We start from the raw sequence: 26797 nt of genomic DNA, 5'->3' as shown, positions 1-26797 counted from the left end.
GGGCGGTGGGTCTCCTGTTTTGCGGGGCGGCCTGGGCGCAGGACCTGCCCTCGCCCCTTACCGATGACGACTTTCTGTTCTTTGATAGGGAACAGGCCGCGATCGGTCACCAGCTATTTTATGACCCGATCCTGTCGGGCAACCGCAACATCAGCTGCGCCCATTGCCACCACCCCGATTTCGGCACCTCCGACGGTCTGTCGCTTGGCATCGGCGAGGGCGGCGAGGGTCTTGGCCCCGACCGCACACCCGGCACCGGGGCGGACCGCATCCGCAAGCGCATCCCGCGCAACGCGCCGGGCCTGTGGAACCTGGGCGCGCGCGACATCCACACGATGTTCCATGACGGGCGGCTCAGCCTGTCGGACGTCTATGGCAACGGGTTCAACTCGCCCGCGCAGGAATGGCTGCCCGAAGGGCTGAACTCGCTGCTGGCCGCGCAGGCGCTGTTTCCGCTGACCGCTCAGTTCGAAATGGCCGGGAACGTGGCCGAGAACGAGGTTACCGGCGCCGTGCATGACCGGATCGACAAGGGCTGGCCGATCATCGCCAAACGGGTGCGGACCGACCCGAAATACGGCCCCGCGATGGTGGCCGCCTTTGACGACGTGGACAGCACCGAGGACATCACCATCACCCATGTCGCCAACGCTCTGGCCGCTTTCATGGCCATCGAATGGCGCAGCACCGACAGCCCGTTCGACCAGTACCTGGCCGGAGACGAGACCGCCCTGACCCCCGATCAGAAGGCCGGGATGCAGCTGTTCTACGGCAAGGCGCGGTGCGCCGCCTGCCATTCGGGGCCGCTGCTGTCGGATCAGAAATTCCACGCGCTGGCCCTGCCGCCATTCGGCCCTGGCCGCACCCGGCAATGGGACGCCTATGCCCGCGACGTGGGCCGCATGGGCGAAAGCGACCGGCTGGAGGACGCCTACCGGTTCCGCACGCCCATGCTGCGCAACGTGGCGCTGACGGCGCCCTACGGCCACAACGGCGCCTTTCCCGACCTCGAAGGGATCATCCGTCACCACCTGAATCCGGCAACCAGCCTGTCACGCTGGACGACCGATCAGGCCGCGCTACCCAAGGTGCCGTGGCTGGAACAGGCCGATTTCATCGTCTGGCAGGACCGGTTCGAGATGGCGCGCCAACGCGCCAAAGTCGACATCACGCCAGTTGACCTGAGCGACGGTGAAATCGCGCAACTGCTGGCGTTCCTGCACGCCCTGACCGGAACGAGCGTGGAGACGCCGCCTTTTGGCGTGCCCGCGGACTTCAAGCCCTGAGAAAAACCCCCGCCGGATCGGGCGGGGGTTTCAGTGTTTTTATTCGGCAGCTTCCTCGTAAGCCTCCATCGGGGGGCATGTGCAGACGAGGTTCCGGTCACCGTAGGCGTTATCGACGCGGTTGACGGGCGACCAGTATTTGTCGACGCCCATAGATCCCGGCGGGAAGCAGGCCTGTTCGCGGGTATAGGGTCGGTCCCACTCGCCCACCAGGTCGCGCACCGTGTGGGGGGCGTTCTTCAGCGGGTTGTTCTCGGGGTCGATCTTGCCGTCGATGACATCCTGCGCCTCGGCGCGGATCGACAGCATGGCGTCGCAGAAGCGGTCCAGCTCGTCCTTGGGTTCCGATTCCGTCGGCTCGACCATCAGCGTGCCGGCCACCGGCCAGGACATGGTCGGCGCGTGGAAGCCGCTGTCGATCAGCCGCTTGGCCACGTCGTCAACGGTGATGTTGCCGGCCTCGGCCAGCGGGCGGGTGTCGAGGATGCATTCATGCGCCACCCGGCCGGACTCGGAGGTGTAGAGGATCGGATAGGCCTCCTGCAGGCGCGCGGCGATGTAGTTGGCGTTCAGGATCGCCACCTTGGTTGCCTGCGTCAGACCCGCGCCGCCCATCAGCAGCACATAGGCCCAGCTGACCGGCAGGATCGAGGGCGAGCCAAACGGCGCCGCCGAGACCGGACCCACGGCGGTGCCGTATTCCGGGTGGCCGGGCAGGTGTTCCTCCAGATGCGCCTTGACGCCGATCGGACCCATGCCGGGGCCGCCGCCGCCATGCGGGATGCAGAAGGTCTTGTGCAGGTTCAGGTGGCTGACATCGCCGCCGATGTCACCGGGACGCGACAGGCCGACCATGGCGTTCATGTTGGCGCCGTCGATATAGACCTGACCGCCGTGATCATGGGTGATCTGACAGACCTCCTGCACGGTGGTCTCGAACACGCCATGGGTCGAGGGGTAGGTGATCATGCAGGCGGCCAGATGGTCGGAGTGTTTCTCGGCCTTGGCGCGGAAATCGGCCAGGTCGATATTGCCATTCTCGTCCGCCTGCACCGGTACCACCTGATAGCCCACCATCTGCGCCGAGGCCGGGTTGGTGCCATGCGCCGAGGTTGGGATCAGGCAGACATTGCGGTGCCCTTCGCCGCGCGCAGCGTGATAGTTGCGGATGGTCAACAGCCCCGCATATTCACCCTGCGCGCCCGAGTTGGGCTGCTGGGAGATCGCGTCATAACCGGTGATCTGGCACAGCTTGTCGTTCAGATCCGCGATCATCTCGTGATAGCCCTGCGCCTGATCTTCGGGGCAGAACGGGTGCAGGTTGCTGAACTCGGGCCAGGTGACCGGGATCATCTCGATCGTCGCGTTCAGCTTCATGGTGCAGGAGCCCAGCGGGATCATCGCCCGGTCCAGCGCCAGATCACGGTCGGCCAGACGGCGCATATAGCGGGTCATCTCGGCCTCGGCCCGGTTCTTGTGGAAGATCGGGTGGGTCAGGTACTCGCTTTCGCGCAGCGCGTAATCGGGCAGCCGGTACTGCTTGTTCGAGCTGTCATCCTTGCGGTCGATGCCGAAGGCGCCCCAGACGGCCTCGATCGTCTCGGCCCGGGTCTGTTCGTCCAGGCTGATGCCCACTTTGGTGTCACCGACCTTGCGCAGGTTGATGCCCCGCGCCACGGCGGCCTCCATGACCGTCTTCTGCAGATGGCCAACCTCGACCGTGATGGTGTCGAAGAACACTTCCGGCTCGACGGCAAAGCCCGCCTCTTCCAGACCGGCGGCCAGGCGCGAGGTCTTGCGGTGCACCGACTGCGCGATCGCCTTGATGCCGTCGGGGCCGTGGTAAACGGCGTACATCGAGGCCATCACCGCCAGCAGCGCCTGCGCGGTGCAGACGTTCGAGTTGGCCTTCTCGCGGCGGATATGCTGTTCGCGGGTCTGCAGCGACAGGCGGTAGGCCTTGTTGCCGCGGCTGTCGATGCTGACGCCGATGATCCGGCCCGGCATCGACCGCTTCAGCTTGTCGGTGGTCGCCATATAGGCCGCGTGCGGGCCGCCATAGCCCATCGGCACGCCAAAGCGCTGAGTCGAGCCGATGGCGATATCCGCGCCCATCTCACCCGGTGACTTCAGCAGTGCCAGCGACAGGATGTCGGCGGCGACGATGGCAATCGCTTTGTGTTCGTGCAGGGCGGCGATCTCATTGGTGAAGTCGCGCACATGGCCGTGCGTGCCCGGGTACTGGAAGATCGCGCCAAACACCGCGCCCGCATCCAGTTGATCGGGGTCACCCACCTGCACGTCGATGCCCAAGGGCTCGGCGCGGGTCTTGATCACCGCGATGGTCTGCGGGTGGCAGTTGCGGTCCACGAAGAAGGCCGCGTTATTGGCCTTGGAGCGGCCGCCGCGCTTGGCCATCGCCATCGCCTCGGCCGCTGCGGTCGCCTCGTCCAGCAGGGACGCATTGGCCACGTCCAACCCGGTCAGGTCGCTGACCATGGTCTGGAAGTTCAACAGCGCCTCGAGCCGGCCCTGGCTGATCTCGGGCTGATAGGGCGTATAAGCGGTGTACCAGGCCGGGTTTTCCAGGATGTTGCGCAGGATCGGCGCAGGCGTGGTGGTGCCGTAATAGCCCTGACCGATCAGCGAGGTCAGAACCTTGTTCTTACCCGCCACTTTTTTCATGTGATAGAGCGCGTCGCGTTCCGTCATCGCCGGACCCCAGTCCAGCGGGTCTTTCTGCCGGATCGCCGGGGGGACGGTGGCGTCGATCAGATCGTCCAGCGTCTTGAAGCCGATTACCTTGAGCATGTCACGCATCTCGGTCGGGCTGGGACCGATATGGCGGCGGTTGGCAAAGTCATAGGCTTCGTAGTCGGTCAGTTTGAAGGCCATTGCAGCGCTCCCATGGATAGGTCAGGCCCGGCGGAGACTGCGGGAGCCTCCGACGGGGATATTTCTTGCCAGATGAAGGGCGGAGCCCAAATTCGGCGGTATATGAAAAACGATGGAGCCCCATGCCGGGACTCCGGTCGGGTTTACCCGATGAACGTCTTGTAGGCGGCCTCGTCCATCAGATCTTCCAGCTGCGCGGCATCGGTGATCTTGATCTTGTAGATCCACGCTTCGCCCTCGGGATCCTCGTTCAGCGCGCCTGGGTTGTCGGCCAGCGTCTCGTTCACCTCGAGGATCTCACCATCGACCGGGGCATAGATCTCGGAGGCCGCCTTGACGGATTCGATCACCCCGATCTCGCCGTCCTTCGCAAACTCTTCACCCACGTCCTGCTGCTCGACGAACACCACCTCGCCCAGCTGCTCGGCCGCGTGCTTGGTGATGCCCAGCGTGGCCGTGTCGCCCTCGACCGTCAGCCATTCATGTTCTTCGGAATAATAGGTTGCCATGCTGTCTCTCTCCTGACTTCAACGCTTGTAATTCTGTTTGACGAAGGGCAGCGCCACGATCTGCGCCGGCTGCGCCTTGCCCCGGATGATCAGATTTACCTGTTCGCCCGGCTCGGTGTGGCCGGCCGCGACATAGCCCATCGCAACAGGGCCGCCGACCGTTGGGCCGAACCCGCCCGAGGTGATCTGACCGATCGTGTTGCCCTGAAGATCCTGCACCTCGACCCCCTGTCGCGCCGGGGCGCGGCCGTCGGGTTTGATCCCCACCAGCTTGCGTGCCGGGCCTTCGGCCAGTTCGCGCTGGATGCGATCCGCGCCGGGAAAGCCGCCCTCTTCCTTGCGCCGCTTCTGGATCGCCCAGGCAAGGTTGGCCTCGATCGGCGAGGTGCTTTGGTCGATGTCATTGCCGTAGAGGCACAGACCCGCCTCCAGCCGCAGGCTGTCGCGCGCGCCCAGGCCCGCTGGTTCGCAATCCTCATGCGCCAGCAGGGCGCGGGTGACCTCGATCGCCTTGTCCTCGGGGATCGAGATCTCATAGCCGTCCTCGCCCGTGTAACCCAGTCGCGAGATCCGGCATTCGACGCCGTTAATCCGGGCCACGGTGGTTTCCATGAACTTCAGATCGCGGGCCGCGGGGCACAGTGCGCCCACCACGTCCTCGGCTTTCGGGCCCTGAACCGCCACCAGCGCGCGGTCGAAGATCTCGGTCACCTCGACCCCGTCCAGATGCGCGCGCATGTGCGGAATGTCCTGATCGCGCAGCGCCGCGTTTACCACCACGAAGAAATGATCGCCCGCGTTCGACACGATCAGATCATCCATGATCCCGCCGTCCGCGTTGATGAAGAACCCATAGCGCGCCTTGCCCTCGGGCAGCGTCGCAAAAGCCTGCGGGCACAGCGCCTCGAGCTTCTCGCCCACATTCTCGCCCCGCAGGATCACCTGGCCCATGTGGCTCACGTCGAACAACGCCGCCTTCTCGCGGCACTGCTTGTGTTCGCCCATGATTCCCAAAGGATACTGAACGGGCATCTCCCAGCCCGCAAAATCAACCAGCTTGCCTCCCAACTCAACATGAAGGTCATACAACGGCGTGCGCTTCATTCCAGGCATGTCAGTGTTCTTTCTTTTGGCAAAAGTGACGCGATGGACTGGATCCGGAAGCATATGGCTGGGAATACCATGCCACGGCAGCCTTTTCGGATCGAGTCAGAGGAATTCTGGCAGGGCGACATGCATTTTCCGGTACCGGCAACTTCACGGCTGGCGGTGTTCCGTCCGACTTCAGATCGCAGGTATTCATCACGGCCTAAATCGCTCATGGACAAGGAGTATACATCTGCATGCTGCAGCTTTGTGTCGTATAGGAAACTTTTTTCCGTTACGCAACAGCTGAAATTGCAATATTCACGGTCGGCGGCCACATACCTCAGCGATCGGCAAGTGCCGCCTCCAAGGCCTTCAGCCCCGTCACCAAATCGGCCTCGGCGGTATCCTCCGCGAAGTCATGACTGATACCGTTGATGGATGGAACGAACAGCATTCCGACCGGCATCAAGGCTGCCACGTTCGACGCATCGTGCAAGGCCCCGGACGGCATGACCCGCCAGTTGCCGGGCGCGACGGTCTGGGCTCCGTGTTCCAGCGACCGCCGGAGGGTTGGATCCATTTCAACCGGTTCGATGCCCAGCATTGGCCCGAACTGCGCTTCGCCCCCGATGGATTCACTGACCTCTTGGGCGGTCGTACGAATAATGCTTTCCATTCGGGCCAGACGATCCGTGTCCTGATCGCGCCACTGCATCGAGAAACGGACCCGACCAGGAACGATTGACGAGGCATTCGGAGACAGCTCAACATGACCGATCGTCCAGACCGTCTGCGGGGTCACCACGTTGCGGAACCGCTCGTTGATCAGGCCATTGAAGATCGTCAGAGCCTGGAACGCGTCTCGGCGCAAGTGCATCGGCGTCGTGCCGGCGTGGTTCTGCTGGCCGGAAAACTCGATGACCATGTCGCGAATGCCCACGATGTCCGAGACCACACCGATGGCCTCGGCGTTGGCATCCAGAATCGGACCCTGCTCGATATGCATTTCGATGAACCCGGTGAATTGGGCGGGGTTCACAAAATCCTGCATCAGACTTTGCATCCGAGCGCGCGCGTCACCGAACCGTTTGCCCGCGTGGTCGGTCAGGTCGTCAGCCTGCGCAAGGGGCAACTTGCCGGACCAAATGGCTGATCCGGTCGTGACGCCGAACCGGCCTTCCTCATCCTGAAAGCTGACCACCGAGATCGGGCGCTGGCTGGAGCGAGCCAGCTCCAACGCCGCGATTACGCCCAGCGCGCCATCCAGCCAACCGCCCTCGGGCTGGCTGTCTGAATGTGACCCCATCAAAAGCGACGGCGCGGATGCCAGACCGAACAGGTTTCCGACCGGATCAAAATGCGGTTGCAGCCCGGCCTCCTGAAACCGGTCGGCCAGCCATCGCCGCGCCGCAATGTCCGCGTCTGAATATGCCGGGCGCACGACGCCCTTACCCACCCCCGCAGCTCCGAATTCCCGCAGCTTGTGCAGATCATCCAGAAACCTCTGCGCATTCACGGCCATTGCGCTGTCCTTTCTTGTCGCTTGCCGCAACTCTATCGCCGAGCCGTCCGCCCGCAAGCCCGGTTGCAGCCTGTCCCGGTTTTTTGACGGCAACCGGCCGAACACCTCTGGCCCCTGCGTGCAAGCTGCCCTAAGACTTCGGGCCAAGAGGGACCGACATGTCATACATCACATTGGTACGCCACGGGCAGGCCAACACCACCGCACGGGACGAACACAGTTATGACAAGCTCAGCGAGCTTGGGCATCAGCAGGCGCGCTGGCTTGGGGCCCATCTGCGCGAGACCAAAGCCCATTATCCACGGGTGTTTTGCGGCACCCTGACCCGGCATGTGGAAACGGCGGCAAGCATGGGTCTGCCGGAACCCGTCCGTGATGCACGTCTGAATGAAATCGAGTATTTCACCCTTGCGCAACTGTTCGAGGAACAGCACGGCGTGACGATCCCGACGGACCGCGAAGGCTTCGTTCAGCACCTGCCGCTGACCTTCAAGGCTTGGGCCAACGGCGACATTCGGAACGCGCCCGAAACCTTCGAGCAGTTCGAGACCCGCGTCTCGGACGCTCTGCGGGAAATCCATGACGACGACGGGCCGGCCATCGTGGTGACCTCGGGCGGGTTGATCTCGATGGTGGTGCGACAGGCGATGGGTCTGGACATTCCGGCAATGGCGCGGGTGGCCCTTGCCATCATGAACACCTCATTGCATCGTCTGCACCCGATCGGAGCGGACCTGAGCCCGGTTCTGTTCAACGCGGTTCCGCATCTGGAAGCGCCGGACCGGCATTTCGCCCAGACCCACCTGTAACCGGATCGGAGGTCCCAGATGCAGATCTACTACGCACCCCGCACTATCTCGATCGCCGTCGTCATCGCGCTTGAGGAAGCCGGTCTGGATTATGAGGCGATCAAACTGGACTTCGCTGCGGGCGAGCAGACGACGGCGGGCTACAAGCAGATCAACCCCAAGGGTCGCGTTCCCGCTCTGGTGGTCGATGGTGGCATTCTGACGGAAACCGGCGCTCTGCTTGAATACATTGCAGCCAAGGCCCCGAAGGCCGGGCTTGTTCCGGACGATCCGGTCCTGGCCGCGCGGATGCGCGAGGTGATGTATTACCTGGCCTCGACCATGCATGTGAACCATGCGCACAAAATGCGCGGTCACCGTTGGGCGGATCAGGAGTCCAGCTGGCAGGACATGAAGGGCAAGGTGGCCCAGACGATGACCGAGTCCTGCGCTTACATCTCGTCAAACGGGCTGCGCGGCCCGTTTGTTTTGGGCGAGGTATTCTCGCTGGCCGACGCCTATCTCTACGTGGTTTGCAGCTGGTTGGAAGGTGACGGGGTCGATGTCACTGCCTTTCCCAAGATCCAGGCCTTCCGCGCGGCGATGGAGGCCCGACCCTCGGTTCAGGCGGTACGGGCCGCCGGAATGCTCTGACAAAAGGACATCGCATGACACATCTTTGGGTCCGGGCCGAACAGCGCCCGAACGAGGAACGGGTGGGGCTGACGCCCGAGGGCGCGGCGCAATTGATCGCGGCGGGCATCCGCGTGACGGTCGAGGAAAGCCATGTCCGCGCCATCCCGATCGACGGCTACCGCGCGGCGGGCTGCGAAATCGCGCCGGAGAACTCGTGGCCGGAGGCGCCGCTGGACGCGATCATCTTCGGCCTCAAGGAACTGCCCGAGGACGGCACGCCCTTGCCGCACCGCCACATCATGTTCGGCCATGCTTTCAAGGGCCAGCATTCGGGCCGCAAGCTGTTGGAACGGTTCAAGGCCGGTGGTGGCACGCTGTATGACCTGGAATACCTGGTGGACGAGACCGGGCGGCGGGTCGCGGCCTTCGGCTATTGGGCCGGGTATGCCGGCGCGGCGGTCACGCTCAAGACTTGGGCGGCGCAGCAGCGGGGCGAGATCTGCGGCCCCGTCGGCGTCTATCCCGGCAAGGACGCGTTGAACGCCGAACTTCTGGCCGAGTTGGACGCCACCGGCGCTCCCCGCCCCCGCGCCATCGTCATCGGCGCGCTTGGAAGGGTCGGCACCGGCGCGTCCGATCTGTGCGAGGCGATGGGGGTCGAGGTGACCAAATGGGACATGGCCGAAACCGCCGATGGCGGGCCGTTCCCGGAGATCCTCGAACACGACATCTTCCTCAACTGCATCTTCGCGCGCCCCGGCACCCCGGTCTTTGTCCCGCGCGAGGCGCTGAATGCCCCGCGCAAGCTGACCGCCATCGGCGACGTGGCCTGCGACCCCGACAGCGACTACAACCCGGTGCCGGTCTATGACCGCGCCACAACCTGGGAAGAACCCGCCCTACGCGTGGCCACCGACCCGGTTCTCGACGTCATGGCCATCGACAACCTGCCCTCGATGCTGCCGGTCGAAAGCTCGGAAGACTACGCCGCGCAGCTTCTGCCCTCGTTGCTGACCCTGACCGACCTGACCTCGGGCGTTTGGGCGCGGGCCGAGGACACCTTCAAATCCCATATCGAAAGGATCTGAGCCATGACGATTCACTGGTGTGGCACCGGCCTGTCGGCCATCCCCGGCCTGCGCCGCCTGATCGAGGCCGGCCACAAGGTCACCGTCTGGAACCGGACCGTCGGCAAGGCCCGCGCCGAGGTCGGTGACCTGTCCGACGACATCCGGGCCTTCGACATTGATGCGCTGGGCGCGGTGCTGGAAAAGGGCGACGTGATCGTCTCGATGCTGCCGGGCGACTGGCACGTGCCGCTGGCGGAACTGGCGATCGAGAAGGGCGCGCATTTCGTCTCGTCCTCCTACATCGCGCCCGAGATGCGCGCGCTGGACGACAAAGCCCGCGAGGCCGGCGTCGCGCTGGTCAACGAGGTCGGGCTGGACCCGGGCATCGACCACCTGATGGCCCATGCGCTGGTGGACGATTACCGCGCGTCCGACGCCTTCGACCCGGAAAACCACCTCAGCTTCATTTCCTATTGCGGCGGCATCCCCAAGAACCCCAACCCGTTCCGCTACAAGTTCAGCTGGTCGCCCTTGGGTGTGCTCAAGGCGCTGCGTTCGCCCTCGCGGTCGATCCGCGACTATGCCCCGCTGGACGTGGCCCGGCCCTGGGACGCGATCAGCACCTATGTCGCGCCGCTTCCCACGCCCGAGAGCTTCGAGGTCTATCCGAACCGCGATTCAATCCCCTTCATGCAGCAGTACCATTTCGAGGAGCACTGGCCGGTCAAGGAGTTCGTCCGCGGCACCCTGCGGCTGAACGGCTGGTCGGATGCCTGGTCGGACGTGTTCCGCGAGATCGAAACGCTGGAAGGCCCCGAGGGCGATGCCCGGCTCAAGGAAATGTCCGACCAGTTCTGGGCCGAGAACGCCTATGAAGAGGGTGAGCCGGACCGCGTCGTGCTCTGTGTCGGGCTGAAGGCCGAGAAGGATGGCAAGGCCGTCTGGCACAAGACCTACGTGATGGATGCCTGGGGCGACGCGCGCGGCAGCGCGATGGCGCGTCTGGTGTCGATCCCGGTTTCGCTGGCGGTCGAGGCGGTGCAGGACCGCGCCATTCCCGCCGGTGTCCATGCCGCGCCCAGCGATCCGAAACTGGTTCAGGCCTGGATGGCCGAGATCGACAAGCTGGCACAGCACCTGCAGGTGGTCGACCACTTGGCCTGAACCAACCAAAAAAGCCATTCCGGACGCACCGGAATGGCTTTTTTCTGGTATTGTGACCGACCGTTCGATCGGCGCCTGTGGTTCAGATGTAGCGCTCGATCGTTTCCTCAAGATCGCTGCGGTTGATGCCAAGCTCGGACAGCTGCCGGTCATCCAGACCACTCAGATGTTGCGCCGCGCGTACGATGTCATCCTTGACCGCCCGGATGCGCATGGCGCGATCGAACAGTAGCAGCGCGCTGGCGGATGGGCAGGGTTGTTGAGTCGGTTGCATTGTGTCGAGCATCGGCTGTTTCCTCCCGGTTTGGCCGGTGTCCTTTTGGGGCGCGGCCCTGGTTACTGCGTAAACGCGGCGCGCTGATAGACGCTCTGATAGGCCGTTTGGGGGATGTCTGAGCGGGTGATGCCGATATCGTGGAGCTGCTGGTCGCTCAGGCGTTCGAGGTCACGGACCGTCTTCGCAAAGATCTGCTTCCGAAACCGTTCGGTCTTGGCCTCGGCGTATTTTGCAAAAAGGTCATGAAACAGGCTGTGGTTCGACTGTGTGGTTTGTGCGGTTGCCATTGGTTTGTCCTCCTGAAAACCGAACTGCATTGCAGTACTGTCATCAGATAAAAGGACGCCGCGTTAACGGTTCCGTACCAACGGATTAAGCTTTGTTAACCTGACGTCATGATGGGCAGAGTCACTGACCGGATGGCAGGGCCACCCGGATGGCGAAGGCGGTGGCGGGGTCGATCTGCGGGTCAGCAAGAAGCGCCCGCAGCGCAGGGGCAAGCGTATCATCCCCCCAATCGCGCGTGGCCAGGGCGATCTGCCCGGCCGTGCTTTTGTCGTGCGCCATCTCGTCGACAAAGATATCCAGGATTTTCCCGCGGTGTTCCGGCATCGCTTCGCCGCCGTCGATCAGCGCCGCGATGATCGCCCGGCGATCCTTTGGAGAAAGCGGGCTGGCGGTCAGAGCCTCCTTGATCGTGCTCAGGGCTTGGTCGCCGTCGATTTCGATACCGGCAAGCGCCCATTCGCGCAGATTGAACCCTCCGGTGGCGACCGCCTTTGGATAGACCGCGCGCACCGCCTTTGCCGCGGCCGGATCAGATTGCAGGCCCAGCAGCCGGATCGTTGCCGGGGCATAGGCTACGCGATTCAGGCTCCGCAAATCGCGCAGAAGATACGGGGTTGCAGCAGCATCGCGCAGGTCGCGCACAGCCGCATAGGGTGCCCGGTGGAGTTCGATGAGAGCGGTGTTCCGCAACAACCGGTCACCGGAACTCAGATAGACGGCGAAAAACGCGGCGCGCTCGGCGGATCGGGATCCGTCCAACCGCCAGCCTTGGCCTTGCGCCTGTACCTCGACAACAAAACCGGACCGCTGCGGCGTCATCAGAAACCCCTTGGTCCAGGACTGATCAAAGGCGCGCCCGGCCTTGTCCCGGCTGCCTGGGCCATAGATCATCAGGACCACCCGGTCAGGATCGGCCCGCAGGGCATTCCGCGTGCTGCTGTCCACCAGAAACGGTATCTGGGGGAGGTTCGAAACCTCGTCCCAACTGCCTTTCAGCAACCCGACGGGTGCATAGCGGAACGGGTCGTCGGGCGCGGGCGCGGCCAGAACGATGACCGAAGCAGACAACAACCGGTCGGCCAGAGAGTTTTCGGGAAGCGACAGACAAACAGTGCAGGCCCGCGCCGGACGCTGCGGCCACGCCGGAACGGCCATAAGGGCCAACACCAATATCGTCTTCAACATCCGCGGCATCTGGCGCCCCTGCTGTGGACCGGGCGCTGTGCCATACACGGCGCCCTCTGCCCCGGAGCATAGCGCAGAAACACCGTGCGGGCGACCAAGTCTACATCAGGTCGTTCTCGACATCTTCGGCCGAGATGCCCAACGCGTCCAACCCGTTCTCAAGGTGATCCGACAGATGCGGCGTGCCGATCAGGTAATCGGCACATGGCGTCGATGCCTCGGCCTTGGCCGTAGCGATCGCCTCGCTGAGGTCGTCCGGGAAAAAGCTTTCACGTCCAATCCACATGATCGCGACCAACTCGGCTTGCTCGTCCTCGTCCATGCGATCGATAAAAGCTCGCAGCTCGCCCTCGGCGCGATCCAGTTCGCGGCCCATCATGGCGACCTGGGCGACTTTGGTTGGCGAGATTTCCAGCATTGGTTTCAACTCCTCTGTCCGCAATTGGAGTCCATCTCAATCATTGCACAGCGCCTGCGTCCTTGATCTTGCGCAAACTGCAGATCGTCACTCGTGCGGGCGCGAGACGGGGTGAGATGGCACCGGTGCGGTGCGGAACGGTCGGAAGGTGGCCTTCTTGACCCACAGTTTCAGTGCCTGCCAGTGGATCAATGCAACCGCCCGCCGCGCGCCAAACGGGCGTCGCAGCAGCGAACGAAGGATCGCGCCATTGGTGAGAGGTTGCCGGATGCCCGTGAGCGTGGCAATCAAACCGCCCCCGTCGCGGCCGTAGTCGATCCAAACCCCGACCCGATCCGGGCGCAGGTCGAACCGGAAAGTGTAGGTGCCCTCGATCTTTTGAAAGGGCGAGACATGCATGACCTTGGTCGCGCAAATCCGGTCAGAAGGAGCGATCACGTCAAACCCCGGCTTGTGGCAGACATAGCTGTGCCGCGTTCCATGAGTGTTGGTGACCTCGGCCACCACGGCAAACAGTGCGCCTGCGTCATTCAGGCAAAACCAGAAACTGACCGGGTTGAATACGTGGCCCAGCACCCGGGGTTGGGTCAGCAACAGAACCTGCGCGGGTTGGGGGATTTGCATCGCCCGCAGACTGTCGCGGAGCCACGGGGCACCCCGACCATCGCCAGGCACACCTCCATGATCGCGGGTCCGCCAGCCGGTGAGGTTGGGTCTATCTACCGAAAACAACGCGGGCGTTTCCGCTGCCTGTTCGGGATCCAGCAGAATGTAGTCGACCGAGTAGCGAAAGGCGTTCTCGATGGCACCTTTCCTTCCGTGAAAGGTATGGGCCGGAACGAAGTCGATTTCTGGCATGGTCGGACTGATCTTTTCTAGCGGTCAACATTCTGGATCGGCTGCGTTTTTCAGCGAACATCCATGATCATGATACGAAAAAAACGCGCGACCGGATCAAAAATCTCGGGCAGGCGTGATCCGACTTGGGTGCGGCACCGTAATATAGTTATGTTTACCGAGATGGACACCGTTGTTCCGGACGATGTCGCGACCGCCCCGGCGGCGCGGCCGGCTGGGCGAGGCACGAAACGAACCAAGGGATCGTCGGTGAACGGTACGAAGAATAATGGCGCAGCAAGATGCGAGTGGGTGTCCCACGTCCAACGCATCCGTCAGTCGCAGGATCAGGCGGCGTTTGCCGAGCTGTTCCAGCACTTTGCCCCTCGGGTCAAAGCGTTCCTGATCCGGTCGGGTTCGGACGCGACGTTGGCCGAGGAGTGCGCGCAGGAAGTCATGGCCACGTTGTGGCACAAGGCGCATCTGTTTGATCCGTCACGGGCCACCGTGGCGACATGGGTCTTTACGATCGCGCGGAACAAACGCATCGACGCCATTCGAAAACAGCGGCGTCCTGAACCGGAAGAATTGACATGGGGTCCCGAAGCGGAACCCGAACAGGAAGACGTAATCGCGCTGCAACAGGAAACGGCGCAACTGAAGACGGCCCTGCTGCAATTGCCCGAGGCACAGCGGGAACTGATAGAGAAGGCATATTTTGGTGACCTGAGCCATCGCGAGATCGCCTCGCAGACCGGGCTTCCGTTGGGCACCATCAAATCAAGAATACGGCTGGCGCTGGACCGCTTGCGCCACGCGATGAACTGAGATGATAGAGATGAGCCACGAGATCAAACATCACCTGACGGACGACCTGCTGATGGCCTACGCCTCGGGCACACTGCCCGAAGCGTTCGACCTGATGGTCGCGACCCACCTGTCCCTGTGCGACCATTGTCGCGCCCGCGCTGAGAGTTATGACGCGGTGGGCGGACACATGCTTGAGGACCAGGTCGAAGCCGCACCTTTGTCCGCGGATGCCCTGTCATCGACAATGGCTCTGATCGCGCAGGGTGCTCCGACCCCCAAGCCCGCGCGCGCGAAATGCGATGTGCTTCCGGCCCCGTTGCAGGATTACGTCGGCGGTGACGTGCACAGCATCCGCTGGAAGCCGATTGGGATGGGCGTCAAGCAGGCCATTCTGCCAACCTCGCGCGATGCTATGGCGCGCCTGTTGTTCATTCCGGCCGGTGCCGCAGTACCGGACCACGGCCACAAGGGCATGGAACTGACCATGGTTCTGCAAGGCGCGTTTTCCGACGAGGTGGATCATTTCGCCCGCGGCGATGTCGAGATTGCAGACGAGGACCTGGAACACACGCCCGTGGCCGACATGTCCGAGGATTGCATCTGCCTGGCGGTGACAGACGCTCCGCTGAAGTTCAACAGCCTGATCCCACGGTTGGTGCAGCCCTTCCTGCGAATTTGAACGGCCCCTCGGTTGTGCTAGGTTTGTTGCCGGGAATCACCGGGAGGATATGCAGAATGTTGAAACAAGCTCTGGCAGCCCTGTTCATTGCCGTTGTGGCCGTGCCCGCATCGGCCCAAAGGACAGCCGAGGTGGAGTTCCAGCCCGGAAATTTTGGCACAATGGTCAACGGCACCGTTACGGGTGATGAATACTTCGACTACGTACTGGGCGCCAAGGGCGGGCAGGAACTGTTCGCCGAGCTTCAGGTCAGCGAAACCAATGGCAGCGGCGTAGCCTATTTCAACATCCTGCCGCCGGGCAGCGACGGGGTTGCCATCTACAACGGCTCGATCGAGGGCACCACCGCCCGCATCAACCTGCCCGAGGATGGGAATTATACTATCCGCGTCTACCTGATGGGCAACGACCGGGATACCGGCAAGACCGTTGGCTACAACCTGGACCTGTCGATCCAGTAGGCCTCAGCCCTCGGACTTGCCCAGCGGCACCACGTTGGCCCGGTCTTCGGGGGCCAGTTCATCGAAATCGAAATTGTCCAGCCGCTGCGCGCGCCTGCCGGCCTTTTCGGCGCTGATCTTGATTTCCGAGATATCCTTGGCCGCCTGCCCGAAATGCCGGTCGAGATTGGCCACCCGGTCGCCCAGACGCTCGACATCCTTGTGCAGCAGGCCCAGCTCCTTGCGGATCGCGCCCGCCTGTTCGCGCATCCGCGCGTCCTTGAGGATGGCCCGCATCGTGTTCAGCGTGGCCATGCAGGTGGTCGGCGAGACGATCCAGACCCGTTTCGAGAAACTCTCCTGCACCAGTTCGGGGAACTTGGCGTGCAACTCGGCATAGACCGCCTCGGAGGGCAGGAACATCAGCGCCCCGTCGGCGGTTTCGCCGTCTAGGATGTACTTGGTCGAGATATCGGTGATGTGCTTGCGCACCGTGCTACGGAACATCTGCACCGCCGCCTTCAACTCCATGTCATTGCCGGCGCCCACCAACGCCTCATAGGCCTCCAGCGGGAACTTGCTGTCGATCACGATGGGCCCCGGCGGGTTGGGCAGGCGGATCAGGCAGTCGGCGCGTCTGCCGTTCGACAGGGTCGCCTGCAGCACATAGCTGTCCGAGGGCAGCGCCTTGGACACGATGTCGTTCAACTGGATCTCGCCGAAGGCGCCGCGGGTCTGCTTGTTCGACAGGATGTCCTGCAGCGACAGCACGTCGCCCGAAAGCTTGGTGATGTTGTCCTGCGCCTTGTCGATGGCGGCCAGACGCTCTTGCAGCTGGGTCAGCGAGGTCGCTGTCTGCTTCGACGACCCATGCAGGGTTTCCTTCATCCGCTCCTGCATCTCAGCCAGCGCGCGGGCGGATTTCATGGCGTTGTCGGCCAGCCGGTCGTTCATCTGCTGCTGCACCGCCGACAGCCGCGCCTCGACCGTCTGGATCACCTGCACCTGCGCATTGGCCTGCGTGTCCGAGACATGCTGCAACCCGCCGCGCAATTGCTCCTGCCCCTGCCCCAACTGCTGCACATGCTGGCCCAGATAGGCCAGCTGCTGCGCCAGCGGCTCGGCCATCCGGGCCGAGCGGTTGGCCGCGCGCAGGGCCAGGAACAGCAGAACGAGGATCAGCAGAACCACCCCCGCCCCGATCAGGGCGGCCATCACCATGGGATCGTTCAGTGAATATTGGGTGCCTGCGATTTCTATCATCTCAACCTGCGCGTTCTTGTTTTGTTTCTTCTTTTCTACCGCCGACCGGCGGTCGGATCAACTGCGGCCGAACAAGCGCTCGATATCGCTCAGCTTCAGTTCCACGTAAGTCGGCCGCCCGTGGTTGCACTGGCCCGAATGGGGCGTCGCCTCCATCTCGCGCAGCAGGGCGTTCATCTCTTCGGCGCGCATCCGGCGGCCCGAGCGGACCGAGCCATGGCAGGCCACGCGGCTGAGAATCGCTTCGATCCGCGCCTGCACCGTCTGGCTTTCGCCCTGATCGGCCAGCTCGTCCAGGATATCCAGGATCATCGCCCGCGCATTGACCTCCCCCAAAATGGCCGGGGTTTCGCGCACCGCCAACGCTCCGCCGCCGAAGGGCTCGATGGTCAGACCCAGGCGCGACAGGTCGTCGGCCACCGCGAGCAGGCGGGCGCAGTCGCCCTCGGACAGTTCCACGATCTCGGGGATCAGCAGCGCCTGCGCGGCCACGCCGTTCTCGGCCATCTGCTTCTTGAGTTTCTCATAGACCAGCCGTTCATGCGCGGCGTGCTGGTCCACGATCACCATGCCGTCGGCGGTCTGGGCGATGATGTAGTTTTCATGCACCTGCCCGCGCGCGGCCCCCAGGGGCAGATGCTCGGGCGGTGTCTGGTCGGGCTGCGCAGAGGCGGGCTCGGCCACGGGCTCGACCACGCTGCCGCTGTAGGCATTGGCAAGATCAGCAAAGCCAGGTGCCTGCGCCTGATAGGCCATGGCCCGTGTCGCGGGCGAGGGCCGGTCCATCTGATAGACCCGCGCGGGTGCCACCGGGGCCGGTTCGGGCCGCATCGCACCCAGCGTCGCGTTGGCCACGGTGGTCGAGGCGCGGTGCCCCGCCTCGGCCAGCGCGTGCCGCAGGCTGGAGACGATCAGCCCCCGCGCCACGCCGGGATCGCGGAACCGCACCTCGGATTTCGCGGGGTGCACGTTCACGTCCACCAGCGTTGGCTCGCAGTCGATGAACAGCGCCGCCGCCGGGTGCCGGTCGCGGCTGAGGAAGTCGAAATAAGCCGCGCGCAAGGCCCCGGTCAGCATCTTGTCGCGCACCGGACGGCCGTTGACGAACAGGAACTGCGCCACCGCCGCGCCGCGCGAATAGGTCGGCAGCGCGGCATATCCGTACAGCCTGATCCCCTCACGCGTGGCGTCGATCCGCAAGGCATTCTCGGCAAACTCGCGCCCCAGGATGCGGGCCAGCCGGGCGTGCAGCGCGTCGAACAGGTCTCCGTTTTCGCGGTCGGCGCGGAACACCACGCGCCCCTCGCCCCCGCCCGAGACATCGCGCAGGGTGAAGGTGATGGAGGGTTCCGCCATGGCCAGCCGCTTGACCGTGTCCGAGATCGCCTGAGCCTCGGCCCGGTCGGTACGCATGAATTTCAGCCGCGCGGGCGTGGCATAGAACAGGTCGCGCAGCTCGACTACGGTGCCGGCGCGCAGGGCGGCGGGCTTGACGCCTTCCATCTTGCCGCCGGCGACGCGGATCTGGGCCGCCTCGGCCCCCGGCGCGCGGCTGGTGATGGTCAGGCGCCCCACCGCGCCCAGCGAGGGCAGCGCCTCGCCCCGGAACCCGAAGGTGTGAATGTTGAGCAGGTCCGACCCGTCGATCTTGGAGGTCGCGTGGCGCGACAGGGCCAGCGGCAGATCCTCGGGCGCGATACCGCATCCATCGTCGGTGACGCGAATCAAGGTCTTGCCGCCATCGGCGATGTCGATGGCGATCCGGGTCGCGCCGGCGTCGATCGCGTTCTCCACCAGTTCCTTGACGGCGGAAGCGGGGCGTTCGACCACTTCACCGGCGGCGATGCGGTTGATCGCGGCCTCGTCGAGTTGCCGGATTACCGGGCGATTTTCGCTGATATTGGGGTTTGCCTGCGCCATACCGCTAGACCTAGCACAATCGCACGCGATTCTGCCACCGGTTTACGCTGCTTTGGTATAGGGGGTCGGATCGCCCGGCCAATCGAGATGCGCAACCCGAATTGGTTGCCATAAGTTTCACGATTGCCCGGACGATCCGTGGTGAGTGGTGGTCATTAACGATGTAATGGCGCGGTGTCTAACACGGTGCGTTGGACAAATCTGCTTAAGGTTCGCTTGCCCCGTTTGGTGGGCAAAGTTTGGCCGATCACCGACTGGACCGGGTGGCGGGAACACGCCGGATCAGCCCGGACCCGGCGCCGCTGCGCGCATCCGGCAGGGGCCAAACACGGCCGCGAAAGCCAGAATCAGGCCGGACATGGTGGCAATCATCCCGGCCGCACTGACGGCGTCCGACCCGCCCAACCACAGCGGGCCATATCCAGCCAGGATATAGCCGGACACGGCGGACAGGATGGCGAAGACAACACTCCAGGCAATCTGGGTCTCAAGCCGGTCGGTCATCATCCGGGCGGCGGCCGGCGGGCAGATGAACATTGCGATCACGATGATCGAGCCGACGGCATCAAACGCGGCCACGGCTGCAATCGCCGCCGCAATCACCAGCGCCATTCCCAGCGCCCCGGTTCGAATTCCGATCGTCCGGGCAAAGCCTTCGTCGAAGGTCGAGATCTTGAGCGGCCGCCAGAACAGCCAGACGAACAGGCTGACACCCACCAGGGTCAGGGCGATCCGAGCAAGCTCAGGCGGCAGGCCGGCCAGCGCGACCGGATCCAGCAGCGAGGACCAGCCAGTCGCGTCAAGCCAGATCAGGCTTTCCAGGCTCCCATAGAGTGCGTGTTCGACATCCAGATGAACGCTCGAAGTGTCGGTCTGCTCCAACAGCAGCACCCCTCCGGCAAACATGGTGGTGAACACGACTCCCATTGCGGCGCCCGGTTCGATTTGGCCCAGCCTCCGGATGGTCTCGATCAGCACAACGGCGACAACCGCCGCGCCGGCGGCGCCCAGCATCATCGGCCAGGTCGAGATCGCGCCGGTGACGAGAAAGGCCACGACGATTCCGGGCAGAACCACATGGCTGATGGCGTCGCCGATCAGCGCCTGTTTGCGGAGCACAAGGAAGTTTCCTGGCAATGCGCAGGCGATGGCCGCGAAGGTCCCGATCAGCAGCGGCGTCAGGGACAAGGGAACGAATTCTTCACCGCTCATGGGCGAACCTCCCGTGGTCTGCCGATGCGGCGGTCGATGTCGTCGATCTGGTCCCGGGTCAGAACCGTTTCGATGTCGCGTAACCCGTCATACAGGGCGGCGGCTGCCTCGTGCGCATTGTCGGCGCGTACGATTTCCCAGCGTTTCTCGTCGCGCAGCGCCTTGGCCGCCTGCGCTCTGCCGGCATCCGTAGCCACCCCGTCGGGCCGGGCAAGTCCGGCCTGACGCAGCAGGCGAAGTGTGTAGGGCTCATAGATGTTCTGGCCTTGTGCAAGCGCCAGCAACCCCTGTCGGATGTGAACCCGCCGCTGGAACCGCAGATGCCGCACGATTGCGGCCAATACGCCGCGCACCGGAGCCAGAAACAGCGATACGACAAAAAAGCCAAAGCTGAACAGGACGATGATCGGTCCGGTCGGCAAGTTGGGCGCCGAGGCGGACACCGCCGCACCCAGATAGCCCGACAACCCACCAATGACCCCCGACAACAGCACCACATGGTCGGACCGGTCCGACCAGAACCGCGCCGTGACGGCGGGTATGATCAGCAAAGCCACGATCAGGATCAATCCGACGATCTTCAGCCCGACAACCGTGACCGCCATGACAAGTCCCATCATCGCAAGGTCGATGCGATGCACTGGCAGCCCCAAGGCGGCCGCATATTCGGAATCGAACGCCACCATCATCATGGGGCGGCGGATGATCATGACGAGCAGCAGCGTTGCAGCGCCGCCGATCGCGATGATCAGAGCGTCAGACCACAGCATCCCGGCCGTCGAGCCCAGCAAGAACCCCTCAAGCCCGGCCTGTCGGCCCACTCCCATGGTCTGGATGATTGTCAGCAGAACGATACCAAAGCCGAAGAAGACCGACAGGACCGCCCCGATCGCCGCGTCCTCGGCCAGACGGGTGCGGCGGATCAGCCAATTCATGCACAAAAGGCCCATGGCGGCCGAAATCGCGGAACCGGACAGCAGTCCGATCAGGTTTCGCCCGGTTCCGCCCAGCGCCACCAAAACCATAAAGGCGATGCAGACGCCCGGAAGGGTCGCATGGCTGATGGCGTCACTGACCAGCGCCCGCTTGCGCAGAAACAGGAAGGTGCCTGTCACGCCAGCCGAAAACCCAAGCAGCGTGGCGCCGATGGCAACCAAGGTGGCGTTGTACCCCAATTGCAGGGTCAGTGCGTCCCACAGCATGTGTCAGCCCGCAGTGCCCGAGATCTGGTTGATCTGGGCGGTGGCAAGCCGCCCCCCGTAGGCGGCCTGAAGAGTCTCGGCGGTAAAGGCCTGCTCCACCGGGCCCTCGGCGACCTTGCGGGTATTGATCAGGAACACGTGGTCGAAATAATCCGTGACCGTGGCAAGGTCATGGTGGACCACGACCACCGTCTTGCCGGCTTCCTTGAGGGATTTGAGGACCGAGATGATCGCTTTTTCGGTGGCGGCATCGACCCCGGCAAACGGTTCATCCAGCAGGTACAGATCGGCATCCTGAGCAAGTGCGCGCGCCAGGAACACACGTTGCTGCTGACCACCCGAAAGCTGGCCGATCTGGCGGTCCGCAAACTCATGCATCCCGACCCGATGCAGAGACTCCATCGCGTGGGCCATGTGTCGCATCCGGACCCGGCCCAGCAAGCCCAGTTCCCGCGACAGGCCCATCAGGACCACATCGATGACCCGCGTCGGGAAATCCCAATCGACGCTGGCGCGCTGCGGCACATAGGCGATACGGGCCCGCTGCCGGTCCAACGCCTTGCCGAACACCAGCACCTGGCCCGACAGCGGCTTGACGATACCCAGCGCCGCCTTGAGCAGCGTCGATTTGCCAGCGCCGTTCGGTCCGATGATCGCCGTCATGGCCCCGGGCTGCACCGTCATATCTACCGAGAAAATGGCCGGTTTCTGGCCGTAGGATACCGTCATCCCCCGGATCACAAGCGGGCTGTCCTGCACCGTCAGGTCCCCGTTTGATGCCGATTTTCCAGCCGCAAGCTCCAACATGGTCAGAGCCCCGCCGACAGATTGCCGGACATGCCGCGTTCGGGCACATCCGCACCCAGGCCCCGCGCGATAACCGTGATGTTGTGATCCAGCATCCCGATATAGGTGCCCTCATAGGTACCCGGCTCGCCCATGGCGTCCGAATACAACTCACCCCCGACCGAGACGGTATGACCCTTCGCCGCCGCACCCTCGATCAACGCCCGCATCGACCGATCCGAGACCGAGCTTTCAACGAAGACGGCGGTCAGGTCGCGCGCGACCAAAGTGTTGACCAATTCTCCGATCCGGTTCAGCCCCGCCTCGGACTGGGTCGAGATACCCTGGATCCCCAACACTTCGAACCCGAATTCCTCGCCGAAATAGGCAAAGGCGTCATGGGCGGTGACCAGCACCCGGTTGTCTTCGGGCACCTGGGCCAGCACCTTCTTCCCATAGGCGTCCAACTGGTCGATTTCGGCCAGAAAACGCTGGGTGTTGGCGGCGAAATAAGCGGCGGAGTCTGGCCGCACGTCGGTCAGCGCCTTTTGCACCTCGACCACGACGTCTTTCCACAAAACCGGGCTCATCCACACATGCGGATCGTATTTGTCGGCATAGTCGGCATGCGCACGCAGTTTCGACTTGTCGATGGCATCCGCCACGGCAACGACTTTGCGTTTGCGCTCCAGGTCGTGGAAGAAGTCTTCCATCTGCGCCTCAAGATACAAGCCGTGCCACAAGACCAGGTCGGCCCTTGTCGCGGCAACGATATCGCTGCGGGTCTGGCGATAGCCGTGCGGGTCGACTCCGGGCCCCATCAGCCCTTTGACTTCGACCTGATCACCGCCGACCTGCTGCACGGCGTCCGCAATCATTCCGGTCGTCGCCACGACCTTCAGCGGCGCCTCGGCCCACGCCGCCAAGGGCAGCGCGGCGCCAAGAGCAAGGGCAAGAAGAAAACTGCGGCGAATCATATGTGACCTCGTTCCGAGTACCAGTTGAGAATGAATATGCGAACCATTCGCAACTAAGTCAACCGTGTTGCGAATTACTCGCAAGAAAAAGCCGAATTTGTCCAATTGGTCAAAAAAGTGGCCAAAGGCGTCTGGTTTGCCTTTCCTTTGGCTGTTTCCCGTGCGATTTTGGCGCAAACCTCCCAAAGGACGTGACAATGGATACGCAGAGCTCAGAAAGCCCCGTGCGCACCGCGCATCTGCCGCAAGTGACCGAGCCCCGAAATCCCGGCATGGATCTGGACCTGGACTGGGTGCGCGCCGTGCAGGCCAACACCTCGGCCATTGAACGCCGCGCCGCGACCCTGCCCGGGCGCCGGTCGGTCAAGAAAGAGCATCAGGCCGCGTGGCTGCTGAAGGCGATCACCATGATCGACCTGACCACCCTTTCGGGCGATGATACCGAGGGCCGCGTGCGCCGCCTGTGCGCCAAGGCCCGCCAGCCCGTGTCACCTGCGCTGCTCAAGGCGCTGGACATGCCGCCGATTACCACCGGCGCGGTCTGTGTCTATCACGACATGATCGAAACGGCGGTGGATGCGCTGACAGGCACCGGCATTCCGGTCGCGGCCGTGTCCACCGGCTTTCCGGCGGGTCTGTCGCCCTTTCACCTGCGCGTGGCCGAGATCGAGGAAAGCGTAAAGGCCGGGGCCGAGGAGATCGACATCGTGATCTCGCGCCGCCATGTGCTGAAGGGCGACTGGCAGGCGCTCTATGACGAGATGAAGGCGTTTCGCGCCGCCTGCGGCGATGCGCATGTAAAGGCCATCCTCGCCACCGGCGAGCTGGGCAGTCTGCGCAACGTGGCGCGCGCCTCGCTGGTCTGCATGATGGCGGGGGCGGATTTCATCAAGACCTCGACCGGCAAGGAAAGCGTCAACGCCACCCTGCCCGTGTCGCTGGTGATGATCCGCGCCATCCGCGACTATTATGACCGTACCGGCTATCGCGTGGGCTACAAGCCCGCGGGCGGGATTTCCAAGGCCAAGGATGCTCTGGTCTACCTGTCGCTGATCAAGGACGAGCTGGGCGACCGCTGGCTGCAACCCGACCTGTTCCGGTTCGGCGCGTCGTCGCTGCTGGGCGATATCGAGCGGCAGTTGGAACATTTCGTCACCGGGGCATACTCGGCCGGTTACCGGCACCCGATGGGCTGAGGACAGGAACAATGACAGTCAAAGAGATTTTCGAGACCATGGAATACGGACCCGCCCCGGAAAGTGCCGCCGAGGCCCTGGCATGGCTGGTCGATCAGGGCGACAAGTTCGGCCATTTCATCGACGGCGCCTTCACCAAGCCGGGCAAAGGGTTTGAAAGCCGCAACCCGGCCACCGGCGAGGTTCTGGCCAAGCTGACTCAGGCCACCCAGGCCGATGTGGACGCCGCTGTCGCCGCGGCCCGAAAGGCGCAACCCAAATGGGAAAAGCTGGGCGGCCCGGCCCGCGCCCGCTACCTCTATGCCATCGCCCGGCTGATCCAGAAACACGCCCGCCTGTTCGCAGTGCTGGAGACCTTGGACAACGGCAAGCCGATCCGGGAATCTCGCGACATCGACATTCCGCTGGTGCAGCGGCATTTCTACTATCACGCAGGCATTGCCCAGCTGATGGAAACCGAGCTGCCCGACGCACAGGCGCTGGGGGTCTGCGGCCAGATCATCCCGTGGAACTTCCCGCTGCTGATGCTGGCGTGGAAGGTGGCCCCGGCGCTGGCCATGGGCAACACGGTGGTGTTGAAGCCTGCCGAATACACTTCGCTGACGGCGCTGCTGTTTGCCGATATCTGCATGCAGGCCGGTCTGCCCAAGGGCGTGGTCAACATCGTCACCGGCGACGGCGCGGTGGGCGAGATGATCGTGAAGGCAGACGTGGACAAGATCGCCTTTACCGGCTCGACGATCGTGGGGCGCCGCATCCGCGAGGCCACCGCCGGGTCGGGCAAGGCCCTCACGCTCGAGCTGGGCGGCAAGTCGCCCTACATCGTCTTTGACGATGCCGACATCGACAGTGCCATCGAAGGTCTGGTCGATGCGATCTGGTTCAACCAGGGCCAGGTCTGCTGCGCGGGCTCGCGCCTGCTGGTGCAGGAGGGCATCGCCGAGCGGTTCTATGCCAAGCTGCGCGCCCGCATGGACACGCTGCGCATCGGCAACCCGCTGGACAAATGCATCGACGTGGGCGCCGTGGTGGACCCGGTGCAGCTGCAGACCATCACCTCGATGGTCGAGGGCAACGCGGTAGGCCAGGTTTACCAGCCCGCCTGTGAGTTGCCATCGAATGGCTGCTACTACCCTCCGACGCTGATCACCGGACTCGAGACCTCGGACCCGCTGATGCAGGAGGAGATATTCGGCCCGGTTCTGGTCTCGTCGACCTTCCGTACCCCGGCCGAGGCGGTCGAGCTGGCCAACAACACCCGCTACGGACTGGCGGCCACGGTCTGGACCGAGAACGTCAACCTTGCGCTGGACATCGCGCCCAAGCTGGTCGCGGGCGTGGTCTGGGTCAATGCCACCAACCTGTTCGACGCGGCCGCGGGCTTTGGCGGCGTGCGCGAAAGCGGTTTTGGCCGCGAAGGTGGCTGGGAAGGGCTGAGTGCCTATACCAAGCCCAAGGGCAAGACCAAGCCGCTGGCGAAAATCGAACCCGTCGTGGGCGAAGGCGGCCCGGTTGACCCAATCGACCGTACCGCCAAGCTCTATGTCGGCGGCAAGCAGGCCCGGCCTGATGGCGGCTATTCCCGCGCGGTCTGGGGCAAGGCGGGGCTGTTGGGCCATGTGGGTCTGGCCAACCGCAAGGACGTGCGCAACGCGGTCGAGGCCGCGGCAGGCGCGGCGGGCTGGTCGAAAACAACCGGCCATCTGCGCGCGCAGATTCTGTATTACATCGGCGAGAACCTCTCGGCCCGCGCCGACGAGTTCGCGCATCGCATCGACGCAATGACCGGCCGCAAGGACGGCGCGAAAGAAGTCGACGCCGCAATCCAGCGCCTGTTCACTGCAGCCGCCTGGGCCGACAAGTATGACGGCCAGGTGCATGGCGTTCCTATCCGGGGCGTGGCGATTGCAATGAAGGAACCGGTTGGCGTGATCGGCGCGCTTTGCGCTGATGAGGCGCCGCTGCTGGGTCTAGTCTCGGCCATGGCGCCGGCGATCGCGATGGGCAACCGGGTGGTTCTGGTGGCGTCCGAGCCCTATCCGCTGGCGGCCACCGATTTCTATCAGGTGCTGGACACTTCGGACGTGCCCGCAGGCGTGGTCAATATCCTGACGGGCAGCCACGAGGAGCTGGCCAAACCGCTGGCCTCGCATCTGAACGTGGATGCGGTTTGGTCCTTCTCGTCGTCGGACCTGTCAGCACAGATCGAGGTCGTCTCGGCCGGGAACCTGAAACGGACCTGGGTCAATAACGCGACGGCATTCGATTGGGGCATGGACCACACCCGCCGCTTCCTGCAGGCTGCGACCGAGATCAAGAACATCTGGGTGCCCTACGGCGAGTAGGGC

The 26797-nt window shown here is 63.8% G+C and carries 25 protein-coding genes; 10 read left to right on the top strand and 15 right to left on the bottom strand.

Annotated features, from left to right (window positions below; genetic code table 11):
* The first annotated feature begins 5 nt into the window (after positions 1–5).
* The gene (locus tag ACR3EL_RS01630) at positions 6–1286 is read left to right on the top strand and encodes a cytochrome-c peroxidase (protein WP_170369136.1); all 1281 of its coding nucleotides are present in this window, start codon (positions 6–8) and stop codon (positions 1284–1286) included.
* Between the two features lie 39 nt (positions 1287–1325).
* Here the strand turns inward: ACR3EL_RS01630 and gcvP are convergent, their stop codons facing one another.
* The 4 genes from gcvP to ACR3EL_RS01610 form a co-directional block, all read right to left on the bottom strand.
* On the bottom strand, positions 1326–4181 hold the full coding sequence (gene gcvP / locus ACR3EL_RS01625; protein WP_480720175.1) for an aminomethyl-transferring glycine dehydrogenase: 2856 nt from the start codon (positions 4179–4181) through the stop codon (positions 1326–1328).
* 143 nt (positions 4182–4324) lie between these two features.
* Positions 4325–4690 (bottom strand): glycine cleavage system protein GcvH, encoded by a 366-nt coding sequence (gene gcvH, locus ACR3EL_RS01620; RefSeq protein ID WP_170341171.1) that lies wholly within the window; start codon positions 4688–4690, stop codon positions 4325–4327.
* An 18-nt stretch (positions 4691–4708) separates the two neighbouring features.
* Complete coding sequence (gene gcvT / locus ACR3EL_RS01615) at positions 4709–5803, bottom strand: glycine cleavage system aminomethyltransferase GcvT (protein WP_170341169.1); 1095 nt, start codon at positions 5801–5803, stop codon at positions 4709–4711.
* A 316-nt stretch (positions 5804–6119) separates the two neighbouring features.
* Complete coding sequence (locus tag ACR3EL_RS01610) at positions 6120–7301, bottom strand: hydantoinase/carbamoylase family amidase (protein ID WP_170341168.1); 1182 nt, start codon at positions 7299–7301, stop codon at positions 6120–6122.
* Positions 7302–7459: 158 nt separating this feature from the next.
* Here ACR3EL_RS01610 and ACR3EL_RS01605 point away from each other — a divergent pair, with 158 nt between their 5' ends.
* The 4 genes from ACR3EL_RS01605 to ACR3EL_RS01590 are packed head-to-tail and all read left to right on the top strand — an operon-like array spanning position 7460 to position 10959.
* Positions 7460–8110, top strand: a complete 651-nt coding sequence (locus tag ACR3EL_RS01605) for a histidine phosphatase family protein (RefSeq protein WP_170341166.1) — start codon at positions 7460–7462, stop codon at positions 8108–8110.
* Between the two features lie 18 nt (positions 8111–8128).
* Positions 8129–8743, top strand: a complete 615-nt coding sequence (locus ACR3EL_RS01600; RefSeq protein WP_093964176.1) for a glutathione S-transferase family protein — start codon at positions 8129–8131, stop codon at positions 8741–8743.
* Positions 8744–8757: 14 nt separating this feature from the next.
* Positions 8758–9813, top strand: coding sequence for a saccharopine dehydrogenase (locus ACR3EL_RS01595; RefSeq protein WP_170341164.1), 1056 nt, complete (start codon positions 8758–8760; stop codon positions 9811–9813).
* 3 nt (positions 9814–9816) lie between these two features.
* On the top strand, positions 9817–10959 hold the full coding sequence (locus ACR3EL_RS01590; protein ID WP_170341162.1) for a saccharopine dehydrogenase family protein: 1143 nt from the start codon (positions 9817–9819) through the stop codon (positions 10957–10959).
* A gap of 82 nt (positions 10960–11041) precedes the next feature.
* Here the strand turns inward: ACR3EL_RS01590 and ACR3EL_RS01585 are convergent, their stop codons facing one another.
* The 5 genes from ACR3EL_RS01585 to ACR3EL_RS01565 form a co-directional block, all read right to left on the bottom strand.
* The gene (locus ACR3EL_RS01585; protein ID WP_093964173.1) at positions 11042–11245 is read right to left on the bottom strand and encodes a DUF1127 domain-containing protein; all 204 of its coding nucleotides are present in this window, start codon (positions 11243–11245) and stop codon (positions 11042–11044) included.
* Between the two features lie 50 nt (positions 11246–11295).
* Positions 11296–11523 carry a DUF1127 domain-containing protein gene (locus ACR3EL_RS01580; protein WP_141138513.1) on the bottom strand — a complete coding sequence of 76 codons (228 nt, stop codon included), beginning with the start codon at positions 11521–11523 and terminating at the stop codon, positions 11296–11298.
* A gap of 121 nt (positions 11524–11644) precedes the next feature.
* Positions 11645–12718, bottom strand: coding sequence for a hypothetical protein (locus ACR3EL_RS01575; protein WP_480720171.1), 1074 nt, complete (start codon positions 12716–12718; stop codon positions 11645–11647).
* Between the two features lie 91 nt (positions 12719–12809).
* Positions 12810–13127, bottom strand: coding sequence for a DUF3775 domain-containing protein (locus tag ACR3EL_RS01570; RefSeq protein WP_093964170.1), 318 nt, complete (start codon positions 13125–13127; stop codon positions 12810–12812).
* Positions 13128–13214: 87 nt separating this feature from the next.
* The gene (locus ACR3EL_RS01565) at positions 13215–13985 is read right to left on the bottom strand and encodes a DUF1365 domain-containing protein (protein ID WP_170341158.1); all 771 of its coding nucleotides are present in this window, start codon (positions 13983–13985) and stop codon (positions 13215–13217) included.
* Positions 13986–14135: 150 nt separating this feature from the next.
* Between ACR3EL_RS01565 and ACR3EL_RS01560 the strand changes: the two genes are divergently transcribed.
* The 3 genes from ACR3EL_RS01560 to ACR3EL_RS01550 are packed head-to-tail and all read left to right on the top strand — an operon-like array spanning position 14136 to position 15914.
* Entirely contained in the window at positions 14136–14792 is a 657-nt protein-coding gene (locus ACR3EL_RS01560; protein ID WP_174825133.1) for a sigma-70 family RNA polymerase sigma factor, read from the top strand.
* A gap of 10 nt (positions 14793–14802) precedes the next feature.
* Positions 14803–15453, top strand: coding sequence for a ChrR family anti-sigma-E factor (locus ACR3EL_RS01555; protein WP_480720168.1), 651 nt, complete (start codon positions 14803–14805; stop codon positions 15451–15453).
* A 56-nt stretch (positions 15454–15509) separates the two neighbouring features.
* Positions 15510–15914: a hypothetical protein gene (locus ACR3EL_RS01550; RefSeq protein ID WP_480720166.1), complete on the top strand. Its 405-nt coding sequence runs from the start codon at positions 15510–15512 to the stop codon at positions 15912–15914.
* 3 nt (positions 15915–15917) lie between these two features.
* Here the strand turns inward: ACR3EL_RS01550 and ACR3EL_RS01545 are convergent, their stop codons facing one another.
* From ACR3EL_RS01545 to ACR3EL_RS01520, 6 genes are all read right to left on the bottom strand, one after another.
* On the bottom strand, positions 15918–17156 hold the full coding sequence (locus ACR3EL_RS01545) for a DNA recombination protein RmuC (RefSeq protein WP_480720164.1): 1239 nt from the start codon (positions 17154–17156) through the stop codon (positions 15918–15920).
* 57 nt (positions 17157–17213) lie between these two features.
* Positions 17214–19076: a DNA mismatch repair endonuclease MutL gene (gene mutL, locus ACR3EL_RS01540; RefSeq protein ID WP_480720162.1), complete on the bottom strand. Its 1863-nt coding sequence runs from the start codon at positions 19074–19076 to the stop codon at positions 17214–17216.
* A 282-nt stretch (positions 19077–19358) separates the two neighbouring features.
* On the bottom strand, positions 19359–20288 hold the full coding sequence (locus ACR3EL_RS01535) for a metal ABC transporter permease (protein ID WP_170360635.1): 930 nt from the start codon (positions 20286–20288) through the stop codon (positions 19359–19361).
* Positions 20285–21490 carry a metal ABC transporter permease gene (locus ACR3EL_RS01530; protein WP_170360633.1) on the bottom strand — a complete coding sequence of 402 codons (1206 nt, stop codon included), beginning with the start codon at positions 21488–21490 and terminating at the stop codon, positions 20285–20287. The genes ACR3EL_RS01535 and ACR3EL_RS01530 overlap by 4 nt, the downstream gene beginning before the upstream one ends.
* Positions 21491–21493: 3 nt before the next feature.
* Positions 21494–22297, bottom strand: coding sequence for a metal ABC transporter ATP-binding protein (locus ACR3EL_RS01525; RefSeq protein ID WP_480720158.1), 804 nt, complete (start codon positions 22295–22297; stop codon positions 21494–21496).
* A 2-nt stretch (positions 22298–22299) separates the two neighbouring features.
* Positions 22300–23253, bottom strand: coding sequence for a metal ABC transporter solute-binding protein, Zn/Mn family (locus ACR3EL_RS01520; protein ID WP_480720156.1), 954 nt, complete (start codon positions 23251–23253; stop codon positions 22300–22302).
* A 197-nt stretch (positions 23254–23450) separates the two neighbouring features.
* Here ACR3EL_RS01520 and deoC point away from each other — a divergent pair, with 197 nt between their 5' ends.
* On the top strand, positions 23451–24449 hold the full coding sequence (gene deoC / locus ACR3EL_RS01515; protein WP_480720154.1) for a deoxyribose-phosphate aldolase: 999 nt from the start codon (positions 23451–23453) through the stop codon (positions 24447–24449).
* Between the two features lie 11 nt (positions 24450–24460).
* Positions 24461–26794, top strand: coding sequence for an aldehyde dehydrogenase family protein (locus ACR3EL_RS01510; protein ID WP_480720152.1), 2334 nt, complete (start codon positions 24461–24463; stop codon positions 26792–26794).
* The last annotated feature ends 3 nt before the right edge of the window (positions 26795–26797 follow it).

Source organism: Ruegeria sp. BJ3, from assembly GCF_056535665.1.
This window is presented reverse-complemented; position numbering and strand designations above follow the sequence as displayed.

Bases quoted from the DNA above. Each gene is read 5' to 3' on its own strand.
- ACR3EL_RS01580 (WP_141138513.1), bottom strand. From the start codon at position 11,523: ATGGCAACCGCACAAACCACACAGTCGAACCACAGCCTGTTTCATGAC.
- ACR3EL_RS01590 (WP_170341162.1), top strand. From the start codon at position 9,817: ATGACGATTCACTGGTGTGGCACCGGCCTGTCGGCCATCCCCGGCCTG.
- deoC (WP_480720154.1), top strand. From the start codon at position 23,451: ATGGATACGCAGAGCTCAGAAAGCCCCGTGCGCACCGCGCATCTGCCG.
- ACR3EL_RS01525 (WP_480720158.1), bottom strand. From the start codon at position 22,297: ATGTTGGAGCTTGCGGCTGGAAAATCGGCATCAAACGGGGACCTGACG.
- ACR3EL_RS01595 (WP_170341164.1), top strand. From the start codon at position 8,758: ATGACACATCTTTGGGTCCGGGCCGAACAGCGCCCGAACGAGGAACGG.
- ACR3EL_RS01555 (WP_480720168.1), top strand. From the start codon at position 14,803: ATGAGCCACGAGATCAAACATCACCTGACGGACGACCTGCTGATGGCC.
- ACR3EL_RS01585 (WP_093964173.1), bottom strand. From the start codon at position 11,245: ATGCTCGACACAATGCAACCGACTCAACAACCCTGCCCATCCGCCAGC.
- gcvT (WP_170341169.1), bottom strand. From the start codon at position 5,803: ATGCCTGGAATGAAGCGCACGCCGTTGTATGACCTTCATGTTGAGTTG.
- ACR3EL_RS01560 (WP_174825133.1), top strand. From the start codon at position 14,136: ATGTTTACCGAGATGGACACCGTTGTTCCGGACGATGTCGCGACCGCC.
- ACR3EL_RS01610 (WP_170341168.1), bottom strand. From the start codon at position 7,301: ATGGCCGTGAATGCGCAGAGGTTTCTGGATGATCTGCACAAGCTGCGG.
- ACR3EL_RS01565 (WP_170341158.1), bottom strand. From the start codon at position 13,985: ATGCCAGAAATCGACTTCGTTCCGGCCCATACCTTTCACGGAAGGAAA.
- ACR3EL_RS01545 (WP_480720164.1), bottom strand. From the start codon at position 17,156: ATGATAGAAATCGCAGGCACCCAATATTCACTGAACGATCCCATGGTG.
- gcvP (WP_480720175.1), bottom strand. From the start codon at position 4,181: ATGGCCTTCAAACTGACCGACTACGAAGCCTATGACTTTGCCAACCGC.
- ACR3EL_RS01520 (WP_480720156.1), bottom strand. From the start codon at position 23,253: ATGATTCGCCGCAGTTTTCTTCTTGCCCTTGCTCTTGGCGCCGCGCTG.
- ACR3EL_RS01575 (WP_480720171.1), bottom strand. From the start codon at position 12,718: ATGCCGCGGATGTTGAAGACGATATTGGTGTTGGCCCTTATGGCCGTT.
- ACR3EL_RS01600 (WP_093964176.1), top strand. From the start codon at position 8,129: ATGCAGATCTACTACGCACCCCGCACTATCTCGATCGCCGTCGTCATC.
- ACR3EL_RS01530 (WP_170360633.1), bottom strand. From the start codon at position 21,490: ATGCTGTGGGACGCACTGACCCTGCAATTGGGGTACAACGCCACCTTG.
- ACR3EL_RS01570 (WP_093964170.1), bottom strand. From the start codon at position 13,127: ATGCTGGAAATCTCGCCAACCAAAGTCGCCCAGGTCGCCATGATGGGC.
- ACR3EL_RS01510 (WP_480720152.1), top strand. From the start codon at position 24,461: ATGACAGTCAAAGAGATTTTCGAGACCATGGAATACGGACCCGCCCCG.
- ACR3EL_RS01550 (WP_480720166.1), top strand. From the start codon at position 15,510: ATGTTGAAACAAGCTCTGGCAGCCCTGTTCATTGCCGTTGTGGCCGTG.
- gcvH (WP_170341171.1), bottom strand. From the start codon at position 4,690: ATGGCAACCTATTATTCCGAAGAACATGAATGGCTGACGGTCGAGGGC.
- ACR3EL_RS01605 (WP_170341166.1), top strand. From the start codon at position 7,460: ATGTCATACATCACATTGGTACGCCACGGGCAGGCCAACACCACCGCA.
- mutL (WP_480720162.1), bottom strand. From the start codon at position 19,076: ATGGCGCAGGCAAACCCCAATATCAGCGAAAATCGCCCGGTAATCCGG.
- ACR3EL_RS01535 (WP_170360635.1), bottom strand. From the start codon at position 20,288: ATGAGCGGTGAAGAATTCGTTCCCTTGTCCCTGACGCCGCTGCTGATC.